This is a genomic window from Exiguobacterium acetylicum DSM 20416, assembly GCF_000702605.1.
Lineage (GTDB): Bacteria > Bacillota > Bacilli > Exiguobacteriales > Exiguobacteriaceae > Exiguobacterium_A > Exiguobacterium_A acetylicum.
Genome location: NZ_JNIR01000001.1, coordinates 1,046,169 through 1,068,814, shown reverse-complemented (window position 1 = coordinate 1,068,814; position 22,646 = coordinate 1,046,169). Strand labels below are relative to the sequence as shown.

The following is a 22,646-nucleotide window of genomic DNA, read 5'->3' as shown; positions in this document are numbered from 1 at the left end:
TCCCCGCTCGTCCTTTCGGACAGGCGGGGATGTCTCGTTAGAATAGATATAATCCCGTCACGATGACAGCAACGATGACGATGCCCGGTAACAAGTTCGCGACGCGGATCTTCGTGATTCCGGCTAGATTGAGACCAATCGCTGCAATCATCACTCCACCGGTCGCCGTCATCTCCAAGATGAATTCTTGCAGCGCGGCGTCGGGAATGAACTTCGTGATCGCAACGGCACTTAGTGCAATCGCCCCTTGATAGAGGAAGACGGGAATCGCTGAGAACATGACGCCGATCCCGAGCGTTGAACTGAGGACGAGCGCCGTGAAGCCGTCAATCAACCCCTTCGTATAGAGGACGTCGTGATCCTGACGCAGTCCACCGTCGAGCGCACCGAGGACACCCATCGCTCCGATGACGAAAATCAACGTCGCGGTGACGAAGCCTTCGGCGATATTTGATGGACGACCGCGACTGATCTTGCGTTCGAGCCACGCCCCCATTCGGTCGAGCTTCTCGTCGAGGCGGAACCACTCTCCGATTGCTCCACCGAGGACAAGACTACCGATGACGATCAAAAAGTTCGTGCTTTTCATCCCCATCTGGATCCCGAGGACGACGACGGCTAGACCGATCGCTTGTAAGACCGTCTCCTTCATCCGTTCCGGAATCCGGTGGAACATCAATCCAAGCAACGTCCCGATGATGATCAGGACGGTATTGACGAGTGTACCTGTTAAAACCATCTGACAGCCTACTTTCTCAATTGATTTTTCGTTTATCAGGACGGACGACCGTTCGCTCCGCCTGATTCAAGCTATGCAGCGTCATCCCGAGCATGACGAGGATGATCCCGAATGTCGCGAGTCCCGTCGGCAGTGCCGCGTGGAGAAACAGCATCTCGCCAAGAACGGTAAAGACGATCTCAAACGATTGCGTTGCTTCGATCGCAGCTAACCGAACCAGTTCTGTCCGAACGAGCGACGTCGCGTAGAAAAAGAGCGATGTCGCGATGACGCCAGAGAATAGGGCGACGAAGCCGGACTGCGTCACTTGGCTGACACTCGGTAAGCCGACCTGTATGTAAGCAATCACGGAGAGAACGATCCAAAATGGCAGACTTGCGATCGTCATTCCAAGAATCCGCTCAAAAACGTCAAGTTTGTCCCCATACCGTTCCATCATCTTTCGGTTCCCGAGCGGATAGGCGATCGCAGCGACGAGCACCGGCAAGGCACCGAACAGAAGCGACTGCAGCGACAGACTTCCTGCGACGGATACTTGCATGACGACGACACCGAGGACGATCAAGACGGAATACTTGAGTGCCGACCACGGAATCCGTTGTTTGAACAAGGGCGCAAGCAGTGGTCCGGCTAAAATCGTCAATTGCCACGTTCCGGCAATCAGCCAGCCCGGTGCATGATCGGCAGCGAGGCAAATGCTACCGTAAAACAGCCCAAAACCAATCGTTCCGTACAGTAACCAAAAGCCGATATCTGTTCGCAGGGCTTGTATGACACGTCCAATGCCCCGGCGCATCAAAACGATGAAGATGAAGAACGGCAACATCAAGAAAAAGCGGAGCGACGCACTGTAGATCCAGTGCCCCCCTGCTCCTTGCATCGATTGATTCAAGATAAAGGTGACGGCAAAGAACATCGCCGCTAAGATGCCGTAAACGATCGGTCGCATCAGCTCTCCTCCTTTAGTGTTGAGACAAGTAGACGACCGAGCCCGTTCCAGTTGTGTTCCGTCGCCTGGACGAGCTGTTCGACATCCCGTTGTTCACACGCAACTAAAATCGCGGCATGGTCGGCAATCGACTGACGTCCGAGTCGATCGAACTGGGCGTATTCGAGCCGGCGGATCAGCGGTGTCAATCGGCGAATCGTTTCTCCTAGTTGAGCGTTCTGACTCCGCTTCACGAAGACATCGTGAAAAGCATCGTCAAGCGTCAGTGCCGTCTCCGTATCCTGCTGATCAATCGCCGTCGTGAACTGTTGATGAATCGTTTGAAGTTCCGTCACGTCGTCTTTAGTCAGCACTGGTCCCGCCAGGCGTGCTGCTAGTCCATGCAATGTCGCGATGATCGGATAGGTTTGCTGTGCCTGTTCAGCATCGAGCTCCGTCACGATCGTCCGCGAACCCCGTTTCGCAAAAATCAATCCCTCCTCTTCGAGTCGTTTCAAAGCTTCGCGGACCGGCGTCCGACTGACACCGAACATTTCCGCGAGCGCTTGATCGTTCACCTTCTCACCTGGGGCAAGGCGTAAGGTGATAATGTGATGTTGCAAACGTCGATACACTTCCTCACTGAGAGGAAGTCGTGCAATCGCTAAATCATCTGTAGGTTTCATACAAGTAATATATTACATATTAATCATCGTTACTACCTTTATTCAAAATTAAAACTCACCGTCACATGACGGAGAGTCGGCTATTCAAACATTTCGCGGATTCATCGGTCCATTTAAGTGACTGAGATCATGTCGTTTTAACAAGATCAGTTGAATGACGATCGCAACTAAAAGATAGACTTGCGTTAATAGCGAGGTAATCCCTAAATTGACGTTGACGACATCCGCAGCGATGCTCGCGAAATCCCATAAGGCATGGAAGATGATCAACGGCCATAGATTATTCAGCTTCAGTGCGATGATCGCAAAGAATACATCAAATACGAACGTGTTCGCGAGTTGGAACAGCATCGCTGCCGGTGGAATCAAGGCAATCAGATTCAGCAGATGAAACGACGAGAACAGAAGCGCACTGATGAGGACGGCACGATACGGATGTTCATTCGGTCGAAGGTAACGCAGGATGATGCCTCGAAACAGAACTTCTTCGTTGAAGCCGACGAATAAGGTCGTCAGGAAGACGATCCCTACGAGTTGAAGCACCGACGACGAAAGTGACGTGGTGAACAGGGCGTTGACGATCAGTCCGACTTGAAAGAGAACGATCAATAGTAACGGAATGTACCAGACGAGTCCTCTTGCTTGTAGTTTCAAAAACCCAACGGCAGCAAACGTGGCATGACGACGAATGTACCAGACGAGAAAGAGGGCTGACGCTACTTCACCAAAAATCGCGATCCGTAACAACTCAGGATCACCGTAACGAATGCCGAAGCCAAATGCTGAGACAGCCATGACGATACCCATGATGACGAAGATGACGGTTGCCGAGACAATGGTGTTCCGCTTATCCACGATCAGGACCTCCTTTTCAAACGAGCGACCTTCCTTCTGTATCATTGATTTACCTTTTTTTCAGAGAAATGAACCTTTTTCCCCCACTACCTTGCAATACAAAATAGCTTAGCGTATCATTACCTTGTAATACCAAGTAGCGAAAGGAAGATGCGGATGTCTTCGACACAAATGTTAAAAGGGATTCTCGATGGCTGTTTACTTGCGCTGATCGCGGAAGAAGAGATTTATGGCTATGAACTGGCGACGAAACTCAAAGCATACGGTTTTGCTGACATCAGCGAAGGAACAATCTATCCCTTATTGATCCGGATGCAAAAACTGGGCTGGATCGAAGCGACTTCACGCGTTTCCCCGTCTGGTCCAAAGCGAAAATATTATTCGATCACGACGAGCGGTATGGAAGAACTTGCTGCTTTTACGAAACGATGGCATCACCTTTCGATGAGTGTCGAAAGCATTTTAAAGGAGGATGATTGAGATGACCCTATCGACGGAATCAACACGATTTTTAGAAGACTTAAAGGTATACCTACTTGCTTCCGGAAAAAATGAACAGACGACGAACGAGATTGTTCATGAACTCGAAGACCATCTGATCGAAGCGGAATCGGACGGGAAATCGGTTCGTGCGATTACTGGCGAGAGTCCTGCTGCCTATATCCAGTCGATATCGAAAGAGATGGCGTTTGATCCGAAAGAAGTATTTTGGAACGTATTGCAAGTTTTTCTCGGTGCATCGAGTTTTCTCTATCTCCAAAATCTCCTGAATGGAACAACGACGTTCAGCATGCTGCTCGTTGGCGGATTTTTACTAATTAGTATTGTGTATTTGACGACACTGGCGCTTCTATTCCGTCAAGATGCTTTACGGGATAGCGCGCGCCCTAGTATCATGCTTTACGGGATTCATGGGAGTGTTCATATTTTACTCATCATCGGACTATTGATCGTCAATGGACTTATCGATTCGCCAAAGATCACGTTATCCCTAAGCGTCGGCTGGATGATTGGTGCCCTATTGATTGTTTGGATTCTCGTCACAGCATGGAAGACAAAGACATGGATTTTGCCGATTGCATTACTCGTCTATTTTGCTCCTCAAATCATTCTCCGTTCTGTATTTGATTGGTCGGAATTGACTTCTGGACTCGTCGGATATGCTGTTGCTGCTATTACAATCACAGTTGCTTTTATTCGAGAATCTAAACAAAATCAGTCAAAATCGTCGAGTCACTGAAAAATCTGCTTTCGTTCTGATAGTAAAAAACGACCTCAGCGATGAGGTCGTTTTGTGTATTACGTATTCTTTATCCCGTACTCTGCCTCATACCGCTTACGCGTCCAGTTGTAGACATGACTCGTCAAGGTCCGACCGTCGATTCGCTCTAAGACAAATGGTCGATCAAGGACGTGTGTAAAGCCTAGTTTTTCAACGACACGGCGTGATTGGTCGTTGAAATCAAAGTGTCCGCACCAGACGACATCAATCGGCAGTTCCCGGAAGATGAAAGCGAGCATTGATTCGACGATTTCCGGCATCCGCCCTTCTCCCCAGTAGTTAGGCGCGAGGACATACCCAATCTCGACTTGACGGTCATGGGTGATCGACGCATCCGGTCGACGATTGAAGTGAAACCCGAAGCTCCCGATCACTTCCCCCGTTTCTTTATCAGTCACGGCATATTCGCCAGGTGACGCTTGAAAGATGCCAATCACTTCCTGGCTTTCCTCAAGCGACGCGTGCGGTGCCCAGCCTGCTTTCGGTCCGACATTCGGATCCTTTGCGTAAGCATACAATGCTGCTGCATCTTCGTCTTGCCAACGGCGTAACAAGTGCCGCGGTGTTTCAATCGTATCTGGTAAGTTCATCTGTACTCCCCCTTATTATGATACATTTCGCTGTCGTTCGACCGATTCCTTCACGAACAGACTTGTATAAACTAAACCAAAGCCAGTCAAAAGAATCAATCCGAGGTAAACACTCATCATCGACGGGATCAAGAAAGTTCCGACTAGAATCGTCGACCGAGAAATCAAGTCCGCTCCAGCAAACGACGTTCCGGCGAACGCTGAGTATGCCCCGCGTTGATCGGCTGGCATCATGTTCGCTTTTTGTGTGTTCAAGACCGGGGAGTAGAGCAACTCGCCGATCGTCGCGATGAAGATGAAGACCATCAGCGCTGTCATACTGTTATCACTCGTCACGACGACGTAGCCAATCGTGTAAAGCATCAGACCAGCAGCGAGCGTCCGGCGCGGAGACAAACGCTTCGCTAGTCGCTGAACGATGAACGTCAACGTGACGACGAGCAACGTATTTTCGATGTTGATGATACTCATCATCCGGACCCCATTGATCGACCAACCAGCAAACGACAGCGGTTCGAACGAATCGGCGAGGCGGACGGCGACGTAACTGCCCATCGAAAACTCAGCCGCCAAGATACACATCGAACCGAAGACGACCTTAACGAACGGACGGTCTCGCCAAGCAAGTTGATAGCTCGTGAAGATATCCGTGAGGACTCCACGTAACTTTTGACGCTGCCACGTCCGTGGTGTGTCGTCAAGAAACAGGTAGTACGCAATCGGTAAAACGGACGACGTGAAGCTCAAGATTCCGAACAACAGCAACTGGTTACTGACGTAGAGCCAGCCTCCGAGCGCTGTTCCAATCGCGATCGAGAGGTTGATCAACCAGTAGTCGAGCGCATAAACCGCTTGTCGATTTTCCTTCGTCGTCGCATCGATGATGATTGCGCCCATCGCCGGACGACCAAGGTTACTCGTCACTGAGAAGACGGCGTAGATAACCATGAATAGTAGCATCCAGTCGAGTGATAATGAAATCGTCATCGTGATGAACGTCAGCGCTGTGAGCGCAGAAGTCGTGACGAGTAGACGTTTGCGAGAAAAACGGTCGGCGAGATATCCGCCGAGTAGATTGGTGATGAAGCTGACGAAGACCATCGCGATCAAAAATGCACCAGCGATGACTTCGTTGAATGCCTGGACGAACAGGAGGGCCATGAACGGCATGATGGAGAACGAGACAGCCCGGTTGAAAAACGATGTGATGAGACGTACTTTAATTGGTTTCGGTATTTCTTTCCATTTCATATTGTCACCTTCCATTCTCTACCTGTATTATAAACAAGACAAGACACAGGAAAAATGGACGTCATTCAAAAAAGATGTCCCCTTTTAAGGAGGAGAAGTACGATGGATGCTTATCTTTTTATGTTATGGAGGACTTGCCGAAATGGACACTACTCGATTGCGACGCTTGCCGACGCCATCCATCTAAGTCCTAAACAAACGAAACGATATCTCAATAAATGGCAGGAAGACGGCTGGATTGGTTACACGAGTGGGCGTGGACGAGGCAACTTAAGTGAACTCGTCTGGCTGCGTCACGTTGAACGGGAATATGCGAAACGGATGCTCGAGCGGATCGACCGCGACTCAATCGAATCGGTGACCGAAGAATTAACGTGGGACTGGTCGCCGGCGCAAGCAGGACGCTTCATGCGGCAACTCGAACGGAAATTCGGCTATACACAGACGACGTCTGATGCGTTATTGATTCCGCGAAAGCGGAACTTCCTGACGACCCACCCGTTAGAAGCGGCGGATATCCATAGTGCTCATCTCGTCCAGAACGTCTTCAACCGCCTGTTTACGATTGACGTCGACGGTAACATCCAAGGTGAACTGGCGCATCACTATGTCTGGAACGGGGCGACGCTCAGTCTCTTCTTACGGAAAGACGTCCGCTTTCATGACGGTTCGCTCCTGACGAGCAAAGAAGTGACGAAGAGTCTGCGTGCTTTGATTGCTTACCCTGCTTACGCCTATTCCTATCGGCACGTGAAACAGATCGTCTCGAACGGTCCGTACCGGGTCGATCTCACACTCGATCAACGGCGGAGTTCGATTTTGCCACAGCTTGCCTCGATTCACACGAGCATTATCAAGGACGGTGTCGGAACAGGATCGTTCCAACTGACGCAACACGACGACAAGAAGACCGTTCTGACGGCTTTCCCGAACTACTTCGGCATCCGTGCCCTGCTCGACCGGATTGAATTCATCCAGATGCCGGAGCAATACGACCCGGTCTACCGGACATCGGCTTCTGACTCTAGTCCAATTGATACGATCGCCACACAATCCGGCTTTGGTCTCGTCTTGCTTCATCCACGTGCTGGTGGTCCGTTCGAATCAAAAGCAGCGCGGCATTATATCCACCGGCTTGTCGCAGAAGTACGCGGTGGCATTCATGACTTTCATGAACGGGCACAACCGAACGACTGTGGTTTTCTTGAGTCCTATAGTCAACCGTATGCTGTCCCGGATGGTCCTGCCGTCTTGTTCACGCAACCGATCCGAATCAAGCTGACTGATTTTACGGACAAGGTGACACGCTGGCTCTGTCAGCGATTTGATCAGGACAGAATTCCGTATGAGTTCGTCGAAGTGGGGTTTGAAGAGAGCATCACGGATTTTCATGCGTACGATACGATCGATCTCGCCGTCCACGCCGAAGTGTTCGAGCGGAATGTCCAGTACGCCTTCTATCAGTTCATGACGAATACGTTTTCACCGCCGATCCGACTGTTTCAACAGATGCCGGAGATGCTGAAATCGATTGAACAATACGATGCGACACCGTTTGAAGATTGGCTTCCGATACATCAAGCGATTGAGCGTTACCTGATCGACGAATCGTATTTCATTCCGTTCTATCACGATACTCGTCTGATTCCGTATCCGATCGAACTGCAAAATATCACGATTGACTCGTTCGGTTACTTTGATTTCTCAAAGCTCTGGATCTCCAATCAATCGTGACGAATCGTTGACGAATTCTTGACCTGCTTGTGACAAAACGCACGACATTCGTCAATCTAGTATTTTAAATGTTGTATTAAAGGTGAGGCTACGAAATACTAAGACTGTCTTCATTACTTAATGAAAAGGAAGTGGTCTTATGTTATCAACCTCTACCATTCAAATCGTTCAATCGACTGTTCCAGTCCTTGCGTCACACGGCGCCGCAATCACGAAAGTCTTCTATCAGCGCTTGTTTCAGGCTCATCCGGAACTGAAACACGTCTTCAATCAATCAAATCAACGGAGCGACCGACAATCGCAAGCACTCGCGACTGCCGTGTATGCCGCTGCTGCTCACATCGATCGACTCGAGACGTTAAAGCCGGTCTTATTACCGGTACTCCATAAACACCGCAGTCTACAAATCAAACCGGAGATGTATCCGCTCGTCGGACAAGAATTACTCGGAGCGATGCAAGACGTCTTAGGTGAAGCAGCGACGCCGGAGATTTTGCAAGCGTGGGGCGAAGCGTACGGTGAAATTGCCGATCTGTTCATCGCACTTGAAGCTGAACTATACGCGCAGGACGAACAGGCGAAAGGCTTTTCCGGTTATCAGTCCGTCGAGATTTCTGACATTCAGGAACAAGCAGACGGAATTCGCTCGCTGACTTTTAAAACGAACGGTCCGCTTCCTGTTTATCAAGCAGGGCAATACATTACGGTACGAATTCAAGATCAAGACGGCTTATGGCAAAACCGTCAATACAGTCTGACGACGGCATCGAACACGACTACCTATACGATTGGCGTCAAACGAGAAGGAATCGTTTCGGATTACTTACATGCAGCTGGAATCGGTGACACGGTATTGATTAGTGCGCCGGCTGGTGCCTTCACGCTTGATGCATCAGGTGAACCCGTCGTATTAATTGCTGGCGGAATCGGGATCACGCCGATGCTTGCGATGGCAGAGGAAGCGTTAGCTGCTGGTCGCCAGGTAACGTTACATTACGCCGTCCAAGATGAACGCAATCGTCCATTTAACGAACAACTCGCCTTACTCGAGCAACGTGGAGCGCGCGTCGTTCGTTACGCGGAACATCAGGCAACAGATCAAGCGGGACGCTTACCGAAAGACGTCATCGCAAGCATCACGGATCCGACATACGTCTGTGGTCCGGAAGCAATGATTCAATTTGTCATTGAGCACTTCAAAGCATCACCTGATAAACTTCATTACGAAATCTTTGGACCAGCGCTTGCTTTTGCAGCGGAAACGCCAGTCACGCAGTAAAAAAAACATCCCGCTCTCTTTGACACGCGTCAAGAAGAGCGGGATGTTTGATTAGAGTGGTAATCGTTCTGATAACGGACGAACTAAGACGACATCTGTCGCCATTCGGTTATCCCGGCGTGGTTCATCAACTGGTTCAATCGTCCAGTTTTTCGCGTGGAGTGTATTTAAGGCACGCGCTAAATCGTACATCGAATAACGATCGTTACCGTTCAATTGATAGAGCCCCGCTTCGCGTTGAAGTAAAATCGTAACAAGTGCTTCCGCCGTGTCCTCAAGCAATGAACTCGACGGATACCAGTTTCGACTTGCTTGAATAACGCCATGCTGCTTCATTTCGTTCGTAAAGAAGTCGACCATGTTGTTCGACCCTGCCTCCGTTCCAATCTGCCAGCCGATCCGGACGATTTTCGCTTGCGGATCGATTGCTTGAATTGCTTTTTCGCAAGCAATCTTATACGCACCATACTCATCGGTCGCGTCTGGTACAGCATCCTTTTTAATCGGTGCTGGCACGTCATCGGAGAAAACAGACACCGTACTCGTGAAGAAGAATGGGATCTTATACTCTTGGCACAAGCGGACAAGCGCTTCCGTCCAACTGACGGACCCCATCCCAATATGTAAGAAATAATCCGGTCGTTCGGTTTCTAAAAATGTCCGCATTGCGGATTCATTGGTCGTTGAGACTTTCGTCCGGTCCCACGCGACCGTCTTGATGTTGTGTTTTGCTAAGACGTCCGCAACGACGGGTGCTACCGTACCGTTCATGCCTGTAATGATTGCTTTCATGTTGATGCTTCCCCCTTATCTTCGATCGAAAAATCATAAAACCACTTACTACTTCAGTTTACACGGGAAGTATTGATTTAACGAATCTGAGGTCATTCTTCTACGACCATTCATGCCTAAATGAAAAAAGCGTCCGCTGTCCAATCTAAAATTGGTAAGCAGACGCACTGTTTAGTTAGTTCATCCTTACTCTGAAACGCCTTCCGTTTCCATTCGGCGCCACAGTACATTCAAGAAGACCGTCATCCCACTGATCGGAATCAAAAACAATAGTGCCGTGATCCATAAACTCTCCATCGACTCCACTCCTCATCGTTCATTTCTATTTCTAGTGTACAGAAGCGCGAAACCGCTTACCTCCACCTCAAGGCGGATATTTCATCCGACCTTGTCCTGTCGCTCCTCCGTAAAGGAAACGGTACGATGAATCAGTAACCAGATACTAGTCATGACAAGACCACTCAAGGCAAAGAACAGGAAGACGAACGAGATGCTGAAGAACGTCGTCAAGTACGACGATAGACCGTAACAGAGCGCGGAACACGCCGTTGATGCTGCGACCATCGCGGTCCGGACCCGTCCGAGCAAGTGCGCAGGCGTCGAGCGTTGTAACAAGGTCGAAAACGGAATCCCAAACAACGTCAGCGCCATGCCGAGTAAGACGAACCCGCCAATCGCAAGAGGAACGGACGAGACATAAGCAACGATTGCAATCGCGAGCCCTTGCAGTACAACAGCGACGCGAAACAGCTTATCCTGTCTTATCGAGACGACCCACTTCCCGTATAGGAGCGACATCGTGATTCCCCCGATTACTGTTGCTAGCTCAAGCGCAGAAAAGGTCTGTGCATTCCCCGATAAGACGTCCTTCGCGTATGGCGCAAGTAAAGTGTTCATCGGTGTGATCATCCAATTTGCGAGGATCGCACAACCAAGGATCCATTTCAAGCGACTGTCACGCGCGACGTGGCGAATTCCTTCGAGTAACGCTTCGCGGTACGATCCGGTACGCACCCCTTCAGCCACCTGTCCCGTCATGTGTCGGACGAGCAACCAGGCAACGAGATGCAGTCCAAGATCAAGCCATAAGATACTCGCAATCGAAAAACGGGCGATCATCATCCCACCGAGCAAGAATCCGCTTAACGTCCCGATTCGTTCAATCGTTGCGAGATAGGCATTCGCTTGCGGTAATTGGTCATCTTCGACTAAATCAACGACCCATGTGAAGACGGCATTGCCACTAATGATTTGTAAAATCGTCTGAACGACGAGTAAGCCGAGTAACCACGGCAGGACGACGTCCGTCATCCCGATTCCTGCTAACGTAATACCAAGTGCAAGCAATCGAATGAGCAACGACATTTGGTACAACGATGCGCTGACGAAGCGGTCGATCCACGGTCCAACGAACGTCGAAACGAGAAAACGAATCAAGAATACACCCGTCGCAATCAGGGCGACGCCAGAAGCACTGATCTCTTCCGCGCTCAACCAGTAGATCGCGATATAAACGAAACTCGTCCCGACGGTCGATAACAAATCCGAGACATACATAAAACGAAACGCACGTGACATGATTCTTTATTCCTTTCCTAAAACGACTTCTTGTCTATCTTACAATTTTTCTCAATTACTGCCCATTCTTTTTTCGTCATCACATCGTCATCGTCTGTTAAGGCATTCTTACCCGTCTGTAACAGAGCCGACATGTTCATTCGCTATACTAAACGCATAGAGAGGTGAAGATCCATGAAAACGCAAACGCGTTATGACTATGAAACCGAACAGGAACAGGTCGACGTCCCATCTGAGGCACGTCTAGGCTACTACTTTCTTTTGATCGTCCTGCCGCTTGGTCTCGCGCATCTTGTCCAGTCGCTTGCTCCTTCGCCGGATCAACACCACTCGTCCGTATTGACGGGTTTGACGTTCTTATCCATTGTTTTTTTCATGTACTTAGGTAACCGAGCTGCTGGAAATGCCAAAACGACCTTTTTCGGATACTCGATGTTCTTGAGTATCAGTCTGTTCGCGACGTTGTTTCTACCAACGGTGCCGATCATTTGAGCATAAGCAAACGAGCACACGTCCGATTTGGACGCGTGCTCGTTTTTTTAATGCGTATGCGATTCGTGTTTGCCGTCACAATACAACGTATTGCCATGTGCGTGCTGATCCGTCTCGACCTGGATGGTCGCGTGGTTAATACCGACGTGTTTCAAATCGTGATCAATCTGTTCGCGAATTGACTCTGACTCCCGGACGGTCATGTCCTCTTTGACGACGACGTGACACGATAATGCGTTATAGCCACTCGTGATCGACCAGATGTGCAGATCATGTAGTCCGAGGACGGCTTCGTTCGTCTGAATCGTCGAAACGACCTCATCGATGTCGACATCGCTCGGCGTTCCTTCCATCAAGACGTGAACGGATGCCTTCGTCACGTAATAGCCGCTCCGTAAGACGAGGATCGCCACGATGACACTCGCCAGTGGATCCGCCCATCCCCAACCGAAGAACATGATCAGAAGAGCAGCTGCAATCGCACCGACCGATCCAAGCATGTCGCTTAAGACATGCAGATAGGCACCGCGCATGTTGAGGTTGTGCTCATGTCCACCGCCACGTGTCATGATCCAAGCAACGAGAATGTTGACGAGCAAGCCAAGGACACCGATGATCAGCATCCCGGTCGTTGCGACAGCGGGTGGATCGATGAAGCGTTGGATGGCTTCAATGAAAATATAGAGAGCGATGACGATCAATGTCACGCCATTTATGATTGCGGCTAAGATTTCAAAGCGTTTTGAACCGAACGTCTTGTTCGCATCCGGTGCTTGACTCGAGAACTGGAAGGCTAACAGGGCAATTGCAAGTGAAATCGAATCACTGAGCATATGCCCTGCGTCCGATAACAACGCTAGACTATTCGTCCAAATCCCGCCGATGACTTCGACGACCATGAACGCGGTGATGATCAGGAACGATAAGAGCAGTACCTTTTTATTGTCGGTATGATGATGGTGGTGATGATGATCATGTGCCATGACGTTGCCTCCTTTATCAGTTCATTCAAACGTCTATTTGAATTATAACGTGGATCCTCCCTTTGGTCAACGGGCACATCCTTTATATCCCACAAGCGCTACCGTATGAAACGACCGAATGATTGGACCGCGTATTAATACGACATTTATAAAACCAGCTTGTTCAGCAAGTGGAATGAACTCCTGTTCGATTTGTTTTTGAAGATCTAACCACTCAATCCCTGCTTTTCCATCACAGTATGTTAAAACGAATCGCCCGCCTGGTCGTAAAGCGCGATACAGTTCTTGTAATGTCTGATCGACGGATTCCCAAAAATATACCGTATGAATGCTAAAGATCCCGTCGACCGTCTCATGGAGTAATTTTAAATGATTAATATCGGCTTGTTGAATCGTCGCTCGGTTTGCTTGAATCGCTTGCCGATTACGAAAAGTTGCTGACCGGACCATCGTCTTTGACAGATCGAGACCTGTAACGTGCTTCGTATCTGTTTGCGAAAGCAAATAGGCAATGCCATGTCCCGCACCTGTACCGAGTTCTAAAAAAGTTTCTCCTGCCTGAACGTTAAGTATGTCGATCGTCCATTTCATTTCTTCATGATGTTGCCGGACCATGATCTCACCAATTGACGCTCCAATGATTCCCCGTGGTTTCGCATATTGTTGATCGATGAATCTATTCCAAAATTGCTTCATTTCTACCCTCCTGACTATCTACTCCCATGACTCCATTATCATTTCCTAGATATTTCAACACTATCAAAAAAGCAATGTGATCCCCTCACATTGCTGAAATATCGCAGGTAATTGTTTTAAATGAACGACCGGAAATCCTCTGTTTGCTGCTCGAGTTGTCGTGCGACCTCTTCGATTGCGGTAAAGCGTTGCATCGTTTCTTTTACCGTCGCAAGGCTCGACGCGACTTCGAGATGGGACGCTTCAATCTTTTTCATCATCGCCATGATTTGACGATTCATCGTTTCCGTATTCGTCCGTACTTCGACAACTGCACTGCCGACTAAATCTGATAAATTTTTGACTTCGCTCGCAACGACGGTAAATCCTTTACCGTGTTCTCCAGCCCGTGCTGCCTCGATTGCCGCGTTCAGAGACAACAGGTTCGTCCGGGCAGCAATCTCCTTGATCGTATCAGCAATCTTCGTGATCTCGATTGCTTGGTCATATAACGTTTCGAACGTCTGTTGGTTTTCTGCCGTTTCACTCGCGATCGTGTTCATCGTTTCTTGAAGCTGGGTTCCCTCTTTCGATCCTTGAATCGACTGCAGATTCAGTCCTTCAGCAAGCGTCTGGAAGCTTTTCGCATATCCTTGCACACGGTCGATCCGGTCCGTGATGTTACTCGCGATCTTGACGACGCCGACGACCTCTTCTCCTTCAAAAATCGGCATGTAGGTTGCTTCAAGCCATAAGATGTCGCCCCGGGCATCGACCCGTTTGATTTTATCCGATGTACTGAAGCCCGAAAACAGGCGTGTCCAAAAGTCCTGATACTCACGGCTGTTCGCGAATTCTGGTGTGCAAAACGTATGGTGCTGTAGGCCAATCATCTCGTCTCGTTTATATTTCATCGTTTTCGCAAACAAGTCATTGACGTCGACGACACGTCGTTGGCGATCAAAACAGATCATCGCGACGTTTGCTTCAAGGCTCGACAAAATCGCTGGTGAACGTAACGGTCTCGGTAAGATTTCATTCATGGTGTCATTAACTCCTTCTATGTATCGTTCATGTACTAAGACAGTTTTTCAAAGGAACAATCTGTACCTATCTATCGTCATCGATTGACCTTTTTTATAGCTGAATCGGCGATTATTCAAGTTGTTTTTCACGAAAACGAAATCACTTCGATAAAAAGATTGTGACAGTTACAATCGATACACCATGGCATTGTCAAAAAGCGTAGTAGATGCTACATTTATTTATGTAGTAAATACTACACCTTTAAGGAGGAAATACAAATGACACATGATAAGCCCCCTCTATTCTCGAAAGGACAAGCTATCGTCTTGGTCGTACTTGGTGTAGCATTTTGGTTCGTCGGTGCCCTGTCAGTCAGATTCGGATCTGGAATCGGCATGTTCGAAAATGTTGGAAACGTGATTGCCTTCCTGATTGGTTTACCGGTTTCGTGGATTTCCGTCATCATCATAAAAAAAGTTGCATGCTTGAATGCTGAACAGATGGTGCCGGGTGTCAGTCTCGGACTGTTAATGGCGACGTTTTTAGACGGAATCGTTCTAACGTGGGGCACATCGCTGTATGGAACGGATCCCTTACTCGTCGGACGTGGGGCAGCATGGATCCTTTGGGGGGGCTTCGCCTTTCTTGCTGCTGCTTTCATCGAGGCGAGACGAATGGGATATAAAATGATCTAAGGCGATGAAATGTGTTCTACAGGACGACAAATAACACAAATAGACCATTGGACTCGTCACTCGTCCAACGGTCTATTTGTGTAAAAGCAGGTGAATTCCAGTGCGTCGGTGAAAAAGATAATAAATGGAATCGTATCGTGATTACCTTGAAGATTTAGTTCGGTGGGGTCATATTTAAAAAGAACGATGGACTTCAAATGAAATCAATCGTTCTTCGTTTGCGCTTCGATTTTCTCGTTCCGAGCAGCCTCAAAGTTGCGATAAATCGTAAATCCTACTAAACCAATCAACCAGATAATGCCATACCCGAGTTCCCAGTCGAATCCATAATACAAGATTGACGACGTGATGACGACAATCAGAATTAAGCGAATACTCGATAGATGATACTTACTCATGTCCCCCTCCTTTTCTTCCGCCACCAAAGTAGATGTATGTCACGAAAAGAATCAACGTCCACGTAAAGACAGCGAATATGATTTTAAACAGACCTTCAGGCAGTATTTTCGAGATGTATAACATGGTCATTAAGATCGAGAACGTCAAATGATTATTTCTCATTTGCATAGTGAGCTTTTCCCAGTGGAGTAGGACAAGTAATACCGCGACGGGTGCGAGGAGTGCCGTTAGGAAGAAGAACGGAACGTTCCTCATATAGTACGGTATCTCGTCTTTGTTTTTTCCCATCACATATCTCTCCTCATCTTCAATATAGAATACCTAGCTTCTCTATTCATTTCATCGGAACGGATGTGATTGTATGAAAAAAGAAGTACGTCCACTCATCTATACACTTATCGTTCTCGTCATCTTGATAGCTGCCTATCCGACTCACCTCTTCGTTTCTAAAACGATGACTGAAATCAAGATTGAACGAATGTTAGTTGAATCAGAATACGACCAAGATATTTCAAAAAAAGAAACGGTCTTTGAGTCGAAGACCGGAAGATACGTGTTGGAAATCAAATACACGAATGAACCAGACTATATATACAACTATGAAATCGTTGAAGATCATGTACTGACGACTGTATACGACCAGCATCATGTTGAAGTGACTGGCTCCGTTCAACATGAATTAAAGTAGATATCGTACTTTAAATAACAATCGAGCCCATTCAGCGATCGCACGAATGGACTCGATTGTTTGATCACTTAACATTCTTCTCTCATATTCAATGATTCTGACGAGCGAATCGTAATCTGTTTTGTAGCATCGTCGATGGAAATGACACAATCCCACGTCGGCTTTAACTGAAGGACATCATTTCGATCCATCCATAAGACCGCGCTTAGTTCGATGAAGTTCCCCATCACTACCATTTTTCTCGCCTTCTCATCAATGACAGCATACAGTTCATCCTCTAAATTGATTTTCCAGTCAAAAAATTCATTGACGCTCATTCTCTCTCCCAATTCTTCATACGTTCTCTAGATCATTCCGCAGTAGAAAACGTAATCTTCCATTTTTTCCGCGCAATCAATACTATGATCAGCGAAGCCAACAAAGATATTTTCAGCGTCGTATCACTGATGAGATGTAGCCCATAATGAAGTAAAAAGAGCATCGTGAGTAAGAGAACGACGAGTCCTAAGAACATCATGTTTTTCATTCGATCACCTTTTTTCCAATGGTCATTTGACGTTACTTTCAATACTCTGACATGTTCCGTCCAACTTGATTCCCCTTGTTTTAAAATGCGCGATATGTTTAAACTAATACAAGAACACAAAAAAAGGAAGTAATTCATGATAAATAAATCCATAAAATACTTTTTATTGTCATTTATGTTGCTTGTTATCATCTTGAATCTCTTGAATGGTCGAGTGATTGAAAATGAGCGATTAACGTTAGCCGTGAACATCGCTATCGTGCTGATGGCGTTATTCTTTATCAGCTTGAGGTTCTCAAAACAAAAACGTAAATAAAATGCTTACTCCTCTTAAAAAGGATTTAAAGGTGGTTAACTCGTGGGGCAATTTATGATTTTCGGTGCCTTGATGAATCTTCTGATCATTAGCGCAGTCGTCTATGTCGTATGGAAATTAGCGAAGAAAGTCTTTAAAAATAAGTGATGGACGTCCTTTTTTGATCCATTCATGAAACTTGTTCGAATTATGCTTACATAAGCAAGGTCCCTTTCTCATTCGAAAAAGGGACCTTGTTCTATTTTATCCTGCGTAGTTGAACAACGGACCACGCAATTCGAACTCATACGTCTCACCGTCGACGATGCCGACGATCGCGTCACTTTCGATCAACTGATGCAGGAAGCCTGCCATCTCAGCCGCTGTATGGTATTTCTTGACGTTCTTGCTGTAGTCGAACCCTGCTTCCCCGCGTGAACGATCCGCGAATTCCGTCTCTGTCGCAGCTGGTGCAAGCACTTTCGCCCGAAGTTTTGCGCCACCTTTTTGCAGTTCTTGCGCGAGCCCTTCTGTATAGGCACTGACATAGAACTTCGTCGCACAATACGTGACCGCGTTCGGCACGATCCGGTAACCGCCGGCTGATGAGATATTGACAAGTGTTGTTCCTTCGACGTCATGATGATCGCGAACGAACAGACTCGATAAAATCGTCAACGCCTCGATGTTCAAGCGGAGCATCTTTTCGATTTTTCCTAGGTCGATGTCTTGGACGAGATCAAAATCACCGAACCCGGCATTATTGATCCATGTTTCAATTTCGAGTTCTTTTAAGCCTTCGTACAGATCATGGACGTTTTGGTTATCCGAAAGATCGACCGACTTGAGGATGACATCACTGTCTGGTGAGATTTGTTTGACTTCATCCCGAAGTTTTTCGAGCTCAGACGTCCGCCGTGCGACGAGAACGAGTGATTTTCCTTTTCCTGCGAGTAGTTTTGCTGTCTCATATCCAATTCCTGAACTTGCTCCTGTAATGACCGTGTACTTCATGTAGCATATCCCCTTTTTGATTTGGTATAGTGAGAGTCTAATCCTTAGAGTGAACTCTAAGTCAAGCAGAAAGGTGAGATGTATGTATACGATTTCTGAAACCAGTCGATTGACCGATACGAGTGCCCATACGATTCGCTATTACGAGAAAGAAGGGCTACTGTTTCCGAAGCGCCAGAACGGTCAACGTCGATACGACGACCAAGATGTGACGTGGCTTCGGTTCGTCCTTCGCTTGCGCGAAACGCATATGCCGATCGAGCAGATCCGTTCGTATGTGACGCTGTTCCTTGCCCACGGCGAGCAGGATACGACACGGGAACGGCTCGCATTGCTTGAAGCACACCATGCGAACGTCTTGGCACAACTGGCAGCATTACAGGAAACGGAGCGAATGATCGCAGAAAAAGTCGACACCTATCGTCGCCTCCATCCTACGATTCCCGCTCCTGATGTTGTTCAATCCTCGGAAAACGCCTCCGTCAATTGACGAAAGACCGTTTTCCGCTCGTCAGGCGTTAACGCAAGAAAACTATCGCCGATGTTGATTTCTGTTGCGCAGCCGATGTCTTTCTCAACTAGATAGCCGGCGATACAAACCGGTCCTTGCAACTGGATGGCAATCAATTTTTCTTCGACGACTTTTTTTTCTGCCTTGAAGTAGAGATGAAACATGTTTGAGACAGGCTCAAGGGGACGAGTCGAGATGCCTGGAATTGCATTCAACCTTCTCGCTAGTGCTTTTGCGGCTGCATGGTACTCCGCCATGCGGTTTTTTCGTTGTTCATAATAATAGTCGGCGGATAGGATATACGGATAGAGACTGATCAAATCACCGCCATAGCGCCGTTTCCAGATTCGCGCCTCTTGGCAAAACGTTTCTGGTCCGGCTAAAATCGCTCCTGCAACACCGCCGAGTCCTTTATAAAATGAGATATAGACACTATCAAACAGTTGCGCGATGTCCTTTGCTTCTGCCTCATAATACGGTAAGACCTCAAGTAAACGGGCACCGTCCAAGTGAAGTCGGATATTCTGTTTACGGGCATACGTGCAGATGATTTCAAGTTCCTCACGTGACGGAAGCAATCCACCGAGTTCGCGTTGTGGCAGTTCGAGTAACAGACAACTGACGTCCGGCAAAGCTTTAATGTCGTCCATCGTCATCAACCAATCGGCTTCTCCGACTAGTACTGGTTCGATTCCGTGCAATTTCTTTAAGCCGTCCTGCTCATGGATTTCGAGATGACAAAGCGGATGATAGGCGACCTTGCGATTACCCTGTTCATCCGACCAGATGCGTAGCGCAATCTGTTGCGCCATCGTACCACTCGGGAAAAAGACCGCATCCTCATGCCCAAGTAAGTCTGCCATCTTGCGCTCGAACGTCTTGATGAATTCGCCGTTGCCATAGATGTCACTTGGTTGATCAGCTGAGACAGTTCGCAGCGCTTCTTGTAACACGCCAACCGTCCGACTACCATGTCCATCTAAACGTTTCGTCGTTTCTTGGTAACTCGATCGTAAATCCATCTCTTTCATTCCCTTCTAAATCAATGACTATTTTTTGAAAAAATCAAAATATTCCCTCTCCACTTTTGCTATACTGTGTAGCGAAAGTCTGTTAAACGTACTCGTCAAAGGAGGTGTCCCTATCGTGCAAACGCTTCGCACTCGCCTATTGCTTCTTATCCCACTTGTCTGTCTACTACTACTTACCGTGCAACAATTCGTCCCGTCGCTCTATACGTCACTGCTTGGACGAATTGATCCAGCAACGAATACATATTGCGTCGATCGTTGTGGTCCAAAGGAATCGATCTTCGATACGATCGAAGAAGGAACGTCTTATGGCGAGAGCACGGTCACGATGAGCGAAGTCGATCCACCAGCTCCATGGTTCCGGACAGGGTTCGATTCTTCGGTGACGACACCTCCTTATCTTCTCATACTATGTCTCATTCTCCTGTTTTGTAGCTGGTTTTTCTGGCATTATCTCCAGTGGTTGCGTCGACCTCGTATCGATCCATCAGGGTATGTGCTTCCGCCACGATTTCCAATCTTCATTTATGAGACAAAAGACCTGCCTGCTGACTCGATTCGAAAACAACTCGCTCACTTTAATGCACAATTGCCACTGTCCTTACAACGCCGGACCCACGAGACGGTAACGGAATGGTTTGATCGGATTGCGTTCCCATCTCCTGTTGATCCGCTCTACTTTGAAGTGCGGTATGGGAAGGTACCGGTCATCTCGACGCATCAATTGACCTTCTTCGGCCAAGCGATGGAGCAGTATCTTCGAACATGCCAAGTTCAATCATCGATCTCTTGAATCCTGCCGCCCTGCTCATTGAAGCTCGGCGGTTTTTCTTTTGCTGTCGAGTAGGATGACATCTTAAAAAAACGTTTCAAGTGTTTTTAAAGTTTGGATTGACTATTTTTCAAAATCAGACGATTAGTTGCCAGAAAACTGGGTAATATAGACTATAGTAGAGAAAAAGTCGTTCAACCAGGAGAGTGAGGTGAGAGAAGATGATCAGTGCACAAGAAGCCTATTACATCAAGAAGGAATTGAATGAAAAGTTCGAGGATCCGCGGATTTCCTGTGATTTTTCAATCTTTTCGCTTGAACCGTTCCAACTTCTCTTGCACGTCCAAGAAGATGTCGATGAGCTCAGTACTGAAACACGCTATGGCTTAAGCCGCAAGATTCGGTCCCAGCTCAAACAACTCGATGCACGTGTCGGTGGTGTTCCCGTCAAAGCGGTCTATGTCATATCGGCGCCTCTCATTTCCGATCGATCATATTGCGTCATCTTACAATGAAAAAATCCCACACGTGAGCATCGCATCTCACGCGTGGGATTTTTGTCGAATTCATATTTTCAGCCTGCCATGTCACCGATTTGGTTCCGACCATTCTCTTTCGCCCGATACAACGCTTGGTCGGCTTGATCGATCACCTCTTTTTCCGTCGTCTCTGCTCCGGGTACGAGCGACGTCAAGCCAAGACTGACACTGACCCGGCAAAGTGGTTCATACCGTTCATGTACGATATTCAAATCGAGAATGTCCTGACGGATTCGTTCTGCAATGTGCCGGGTTTCTTCTGCTCCACGCGACAACAAGACTGTGAATTCCTCCCCACCGTACCGTGCGACTTGTCCGTGACGCGCTTGACGCTTTAAGACGCGGGCGACTTCTTTTAAACATTCATCCCCTTTTAAATGACCATACGTATCGTTATACGATTTAAAGGCATCAACATCGATCAGAATCAGGGAGAGTGGTGTCTGATGTTGTTTGGCTTCTTCAAGCAGTTGCTCGAGTCGTTCATCGAACGCCCGTCGATTCGGGATACCAGTCAAGGCGTCGTGAAGAGAACGATGAATCAAGGCTTGTTTACTGCGCTCCATCCGAAACGTCTGGATGAAGGCGATCAAGACGATGACCGCGATGCTTGCGACAACGACGATGACCCATTTCGCAGCACTCGATGCTTGTTCGGAACGATTCGTTGCTTCAGCAATGATGCGATTGACGTCCGTTCGTAGACGAGCATCGATCGGACGAAACGTCTCGATGTACTGCATCCCCTGATATCGTTTTGCCTCAGCCGCTGCTTGATCTCCACTTCGAGCGAGTTCCAGTTGCGCGTCATAAAAACGCGTCGCCGTCTCAATTCGGGGAATCGCCTCGGTCCGGACGAGTTTTCGCATGATCGGATGATTCTCATCGAGTTGATTGAGTCGCTTGACCGTTTGATTAAGCCGATCAATCGTCCGTTCATACTGGGCTAAATCCGCCTCGTTCGGTGAGAGGATATAACTGCGGACGACGAGTTCAAGGTTCAATAACGCTGGAAATAATTCTGCTGCTTCCGTCGAGATGGGAATCGCCTCGTTTAAGATACGAGCATTTTCTCGTTCGATTTTCAGGAAAGCTTGATAGCTCCAGACGCTTGTAAACAAAAGCGCACAAAGTGCTAAAAACAAATACCGCTGCAACGTTGACCATTTCACAAAAAGACCGACCTTTCTTTCTTTATCTACTTGACTAAAGTCTATCCCTTATATCGGTGTCTTGAAATCAAACTGTTAGTCGTTTGTATGAAATAATGCCCGTTGCTGACACAT

At 47.9% G+C, this 22,646-nt stretch carries 27 protein-coding genes; 10 read left to right on the top strand and 17 right to left on the bottom strand.

Annotated features, from left to right (window positions below; translation table 11 throughout):
- Positions 1 to 37 precede the first annotated feature (37 nt).
- The 4 genes from P401_RS0105715 to P401_RS0105700 form a co-directional block, all read right to left on the bottom strand.
- Positions 38 to 739 (bottom strand): DUF554 domain-containing protein, encoded by a 702-nt coding sequence (locus P401_RS0105715; protein ID WP_029341629.1) that lies wholly within the window; start codon positions 737 to 739, stop codon positions 38 to 40.
- 16 nt (positions 740 to 755) lie between these two features.
- On the bottom strand, positions 756 to 1,688 hold the full coding sequence (locus P401_RS0105710) for a DMT family transporter (RefSeq protein WP_034785991.1): 933 nt from the start codon (positions 1,686 to 1,688) through the stop codon (positions 756 to 758).
- Positions 1,688 to 2,353 carry a GntR family transcriptional regulator gene (locus tag P401_RS0105705; protein WP_029341627.1) on the bottom strand — a complete coding sequence of 222 codons (666 nt, stop codon included), beginning with the start codon at positions 2,351 to 2,353 and terminating at the stop codon, positions 1,688 to 1,690. The genes P401_RS0105710 and P401_RS0105705 overlap by 1 nt, the downstream gene beginning before the upstream one ends.
- An 84-nt stretch (positions 2,354 to 2,437) precedes the next feature.
- A complete protein-coding gene (locus P401_RS0105700; protein ID WP_029341626.1) occupies positions 2,438 to 3,208 on the bottom strand; it encodes a CPBP family intramembrane glutamic endopeptidase in 771 nt (256 codons plus the stop codon).
- A gap of 156 nt (positions 3,209 to 3,364) precedes the next feature.
- Between P401_RS0105700 and P401_RS0105695 the strand changes: the two genes are divergently transcribed.
- Together P401_RS0105695 and P401_RS0105690 are read left to right on the top strand one after the other, a co-directional pair.
- Positions 3,365 to 3,688, top strand: coding sequence for a PadR family transcriptional regulator (locus P401_RS0105695; RefSeq protein ID WP_029341625.1), 324 nt, complete (start codon positions 3,365 to 3,367; stop codon positions 3,686 to 3,688).
- A 1-nt stretch (position 3,689) separates the two neighbouring features.
- Positions 3,690 to 4,448, top strand: coding sequence for a hypothetical protein (locus tag P401_RS0105690; RefSeq protein WP_029341624.1), 759 nt, complete (start codon positions 3,690 to 3,692; stop codon positions 4,446 to 4,448).
- A 59-nt stretch (positions 4,449 to 4,507) separates the two neighbouring features.
- Here P401_RS0105690 and P401_RS0105685 read toward each other — a convergent pair whose 3' ends face one another.
- Both P401_RS0105685 and P401_RS0105680 read right to left on the bottom strand, forming a co-directional pair.
- Positions 4,508 to 5,080 carry a GNAT family N-acetyltransferase gene (locus P401_RS0105685; protein ID WP_029341623.1) on the bottom strand — a complete coding sequence of 191 codons (573 nt, stop codon included), beginning with the start codon at positions 5,078 to 5,080 and terminating at the stop codon, positions 4,508 to 4,510.
- Between the two features lie 15 nt (positions 5,081 to 5,095).
- Entirely contained in the window at positions 5,096 to 6,331 is a 1,236-nt protein-coding gene (locus tag P401_RS0105680; RefSeq protein WP_029341622.1) for an MDR family MFS transporter, read from the bottom strand.
- Between the two features lie 102 nt (positions 6,332 to 6,433).
- Between P401_RS0105680 and P401_RS0105675 the strand changes: the two genes are divergently transcribed.
- Both P401_RS0105675 and P401_RS0105670 read left to right on the top strand, forming a co-directional pair.
- Positions 6,434 to 8,065: an ABC transporter substrate-binding protein gene (locus tag P401_RS0105675; protein WP_029341621.1), complete on the top strand. Its 1,632-nt coding sequence runs from the start codon at positions 6,434 to 6,436 to the stop codon at positions 8,063 to 8,065.
- A 139-nt stretch (positions 8,066 to 8,204) separates the two neighbouring features.
- Positions 8,205 to 9,344, top strand: a complete 1,140-nt coding sequence (locus P401_RS0105670; RefSeq protein ID WP_029341620.1) for a globin domain-containing protein — start codon at positions 8,205 to 8,207, stop codon at positions 9,342 to 9,344.
- 51 nt (positions 9,345 to 9,395) lie between these two features.
- Here the strand turns inward: P401_RS0105670 and P401_RS0105665 are convergent, their stop codons facing one another.
- Positions 9,396 to 10,136: a sugar nucleotide-binding protein gene (locus P401_RS0105665; RefSeq protein WP_029341619.1), complete on the bottom strand. Its 741-nt coding sequence runs from the start codon at positions 10,134 to 10,136 to the stop codon at positions 9,396 to 9,398.
- Between the two features lie 378 nt (positions 10,137 to 10,514).
- Positions 10,515 to 11,714, bottom strand: coding sequence for an MFS transporter (locus P401_RS0105655; protein ID WP_029341618.1), 1,200 nt, complete (start codon positions 11,712 to 11,714; stop codon positions 10,515 to 10,517).
- Between the two features lie 174 nt (positions 11,715 to 11,888).
- On the opposite strand from P401_RS0105655, the gene P401_RS0105650 reads away from it, so the two are divergent.
- Positions 11,889 to 12,206: a hypothetical protein gene (locus tag P401_RS0105650; protein ID WP_023468204.1), complete on the top strand. Its 318-nt coding sequence runs from the start codon at positions 11,889 to 11,891 to the stop codon at positions 12,204 to 12,206.
- 47 nt (positions 12,207 to 12,253) lie between these two features.
- Here the strand turns inward: P401_RS0105650 and P401_RS0105645 are convergent, their stop codons facing one another.
- From P401_RS0105645 to P401_RS19100, 3 genes are all read right to left on the bottom strand, one after another.
- Positions 12,254 to 13,189 (bottom strand): cation diffusion facilitator family transporter, encoded by a 936-nt coding sequence (locus P401_RS0105645; RefSeq protein WP_029341617.1) that lies wholly within the window; start codon positions 13,187 to 13,189, stop codon positions 12,254 to 12,256.
- 66 nt (positions 13,190 to 13,255) lie between these two features.
- The gene (locus tag P401_RS0105640) at positions 13,256 to 13,885 is read right to left on the bottom strand and encodes a class I SAM-dependent methyltransferase (RefSeq protein WP_029341616.1); all 630 of its coding nucleotides are present in this window, start codon (positions 13,883 to 13,885) and stop codon (positions 13,256 to 13,258) included.
- A gap of 116 nt (positions 13,886 to 14,001) precedes the next feature.
- Positions 14,002 to 14,907: a methyl-accepting chemotaxis protein gene (locus P401_RS19100; RefSeq protein WP_029341615.1), complete on the bottom strand. Its 906-nt coding sequence runs from the start codon at positions 14,905 to 14,907 to the stop codon at positions 14,002 to 14,004.
- 261 nt (positions 14,908 to 15,168) lie between these two features.
- On the opposite strand from P401_RS19100, the gene P401_RS0105630 reads away from it, so the two are divergent.
- Complete coding sequence (locus P401_RS0105630; protein WP_029341614.1) at positions 15,169 to 15,585, top strand: hypothetical protein; 417 nt, start codon at positions 15,169 to 15,171, stop codon at positions 15,583 to 15,585.
- 203 nt (positions 15,586 to 15,788) lie between these two features.
- On the opposite strand, the gene P401_RS0105625 is transcribed toward P401_RS0105630, so the two are convergent.
- Both P401_RS0105625 and P401_RS0105620 read right to left on the bottom strand, forming a co-directional pair.
- Positions 15,789 to 15,983, bottom strand: coding sequence for a hypothetical protein (locus tag P401_RS0105625; protein ID WP_029341613.1), 195 nt, complete (start codon positions 15,981 to 15,983; stop codon positions 15,789 to 15,791).
- Entirely contained in the window at positions 15,976 to 16,272 is a 297-nt protein-coding gene (locus tag P401_RS0105620) for a hypothetical protein (protein ID WP_029341612.1), read from the bottom strand. The genes P401_RS0105625 and P401_RS0105620 overlap by 8 nt, the downstream gene beginning before the upstream one ends.
- A 73-nt stretch (positions 16,273 to 16,345) precedes the next feature.
- On the opposite strand from P401_RS0105620, the gene P401_RS0105615 reads away from it, so the two are divergent.
- Entirely contained in the window at positions 16,346 to 16,672 is a 327-nt protein-coding gene (locus tag P401_RS0105615; RefSeq protein ID WP_029341611.1) for a DUF3139 domain-containing protein, read from the top strand.
- A gap of 68 nt (positions 16,673 to 16,740) precedes the next feature.
- On the opposite strand, the gene P401_RS0105610 is transcribed toward P401_RS0105615, so the two are convergent.
- Together P401_RS0105610 and P401_RS0105590 are read right to left on the bottom strand one after the other, a co-directional pair.
- Positions 16,741 to 16,989 carry a hypothetical protein gene (locus P401_RS0105610; RefSeq protein ID WP_029341610.1) on the bottom strand — a complete coding sequence of 83 codons (249 nt, stop codon included), beginning with the start codon at positions 16,987 to 16,989 and terminating at the stop codon, positions 16,741 to 16,743.
- A 768-nt stretch (positions 16,990 to 17,757) separates the two neighbouring features.
- The gene (locus P401_RS0105590) at positions 17,758 to 18,507 is read right to left on the bottom strand and encodes an SDR family NAD(P)-dependent oxidoreductase (protein ID WP_029341608.1); all 750 of its coding nucleotides are present in this window, start codon (positions 18,505 to 18,507) and stop codon (positions 17,758 to 17,760) included.
- 82 nt (positions 18,508 to 18,589) lie between these two features.
- On the opposite strand from P401_RS0105590, the gene P401_RS0105585 reads away from it, so the two are divergent.
- Positions 18,590 to 18,997, top strand: a complete 408-nt coding sequence (locus P401_RS0105585; protein ID WP_029341607.1) for a MerR family transcriptional regulator — start codon at positions 18,590 to 18,592, stop codon at positions 18,995 to 18,997.
- On the opposite strand, the gene P401_RS0105580 is transcribed toward P401_RS0105585, so the two are convergent.
- Positions 18,967 to 20,040: a threonine aldolase family protein gene (locus tag P401_RS0105580; RefSeq protein ID WP_029341606.1), complete on the bottom strand. Its 1,074-nt coding sequence runs from the start codon at positions 20,038 to 20,040 to the stop codon at positions 18,967 to 18,969. The two genes, P401_RS0105585 and P401_RS0105580, sit on opposite strands and share 31 nt — an antisense overlap.
- 124 nt (positions 20,041 to 20,164) lie before the next feature.
- On the opposite strand from P401_RS0105580, the gene P401_RS0105575 reads away from it, so the two are divergent.
- Both P401_RS0105575 and P401_RS0105570 read left to right on the top strand, forming a co-directional pair.
- Positions 20,165 to 20,842 (top strand): hypothetical protein, encoded by a 678-nt coding sequence (locus P401_RS0105575; protein ID WP_029341605.1) that lies wholly within the window; start codon positions 20,165 to 20,167, stop codon positions 20,840 to 20,842.
- Between the two features lie 200 nt (positions 20,843 to 21,042).
- Positions 21,043 to 21,336, top strand: coding sequence for a hypothetical protein (locus P401_RS0105570; protein WP_029341604.1), 294 nt, complete (start codon positions 21,043 to 21,045; stop codon positions 21,334 to 21,336).
- Positions 21,337 to 21,395: 59 nt separating this feature from the next.
- On the opposite strand, the gene P401_RS0105565 is transcribed toward P401_RS0105570, so the two are convergent.
- Positions 21,396 to 22,532 carry a GGDEF domain-containing protein gene (locus P401_RS0105565; protein WP_029341603.1) on the bottom strand — a complete coding sequence of 379 codons (1,137 nt, stop codon included), beginning with the start codon at positions 22,530 to 22,532 and terminating at the stop codon, positions 21,396 to 21,398.
- Between the last annotated feature and the right edge of the window lie 114 nt (positions 22,533 to 22,646).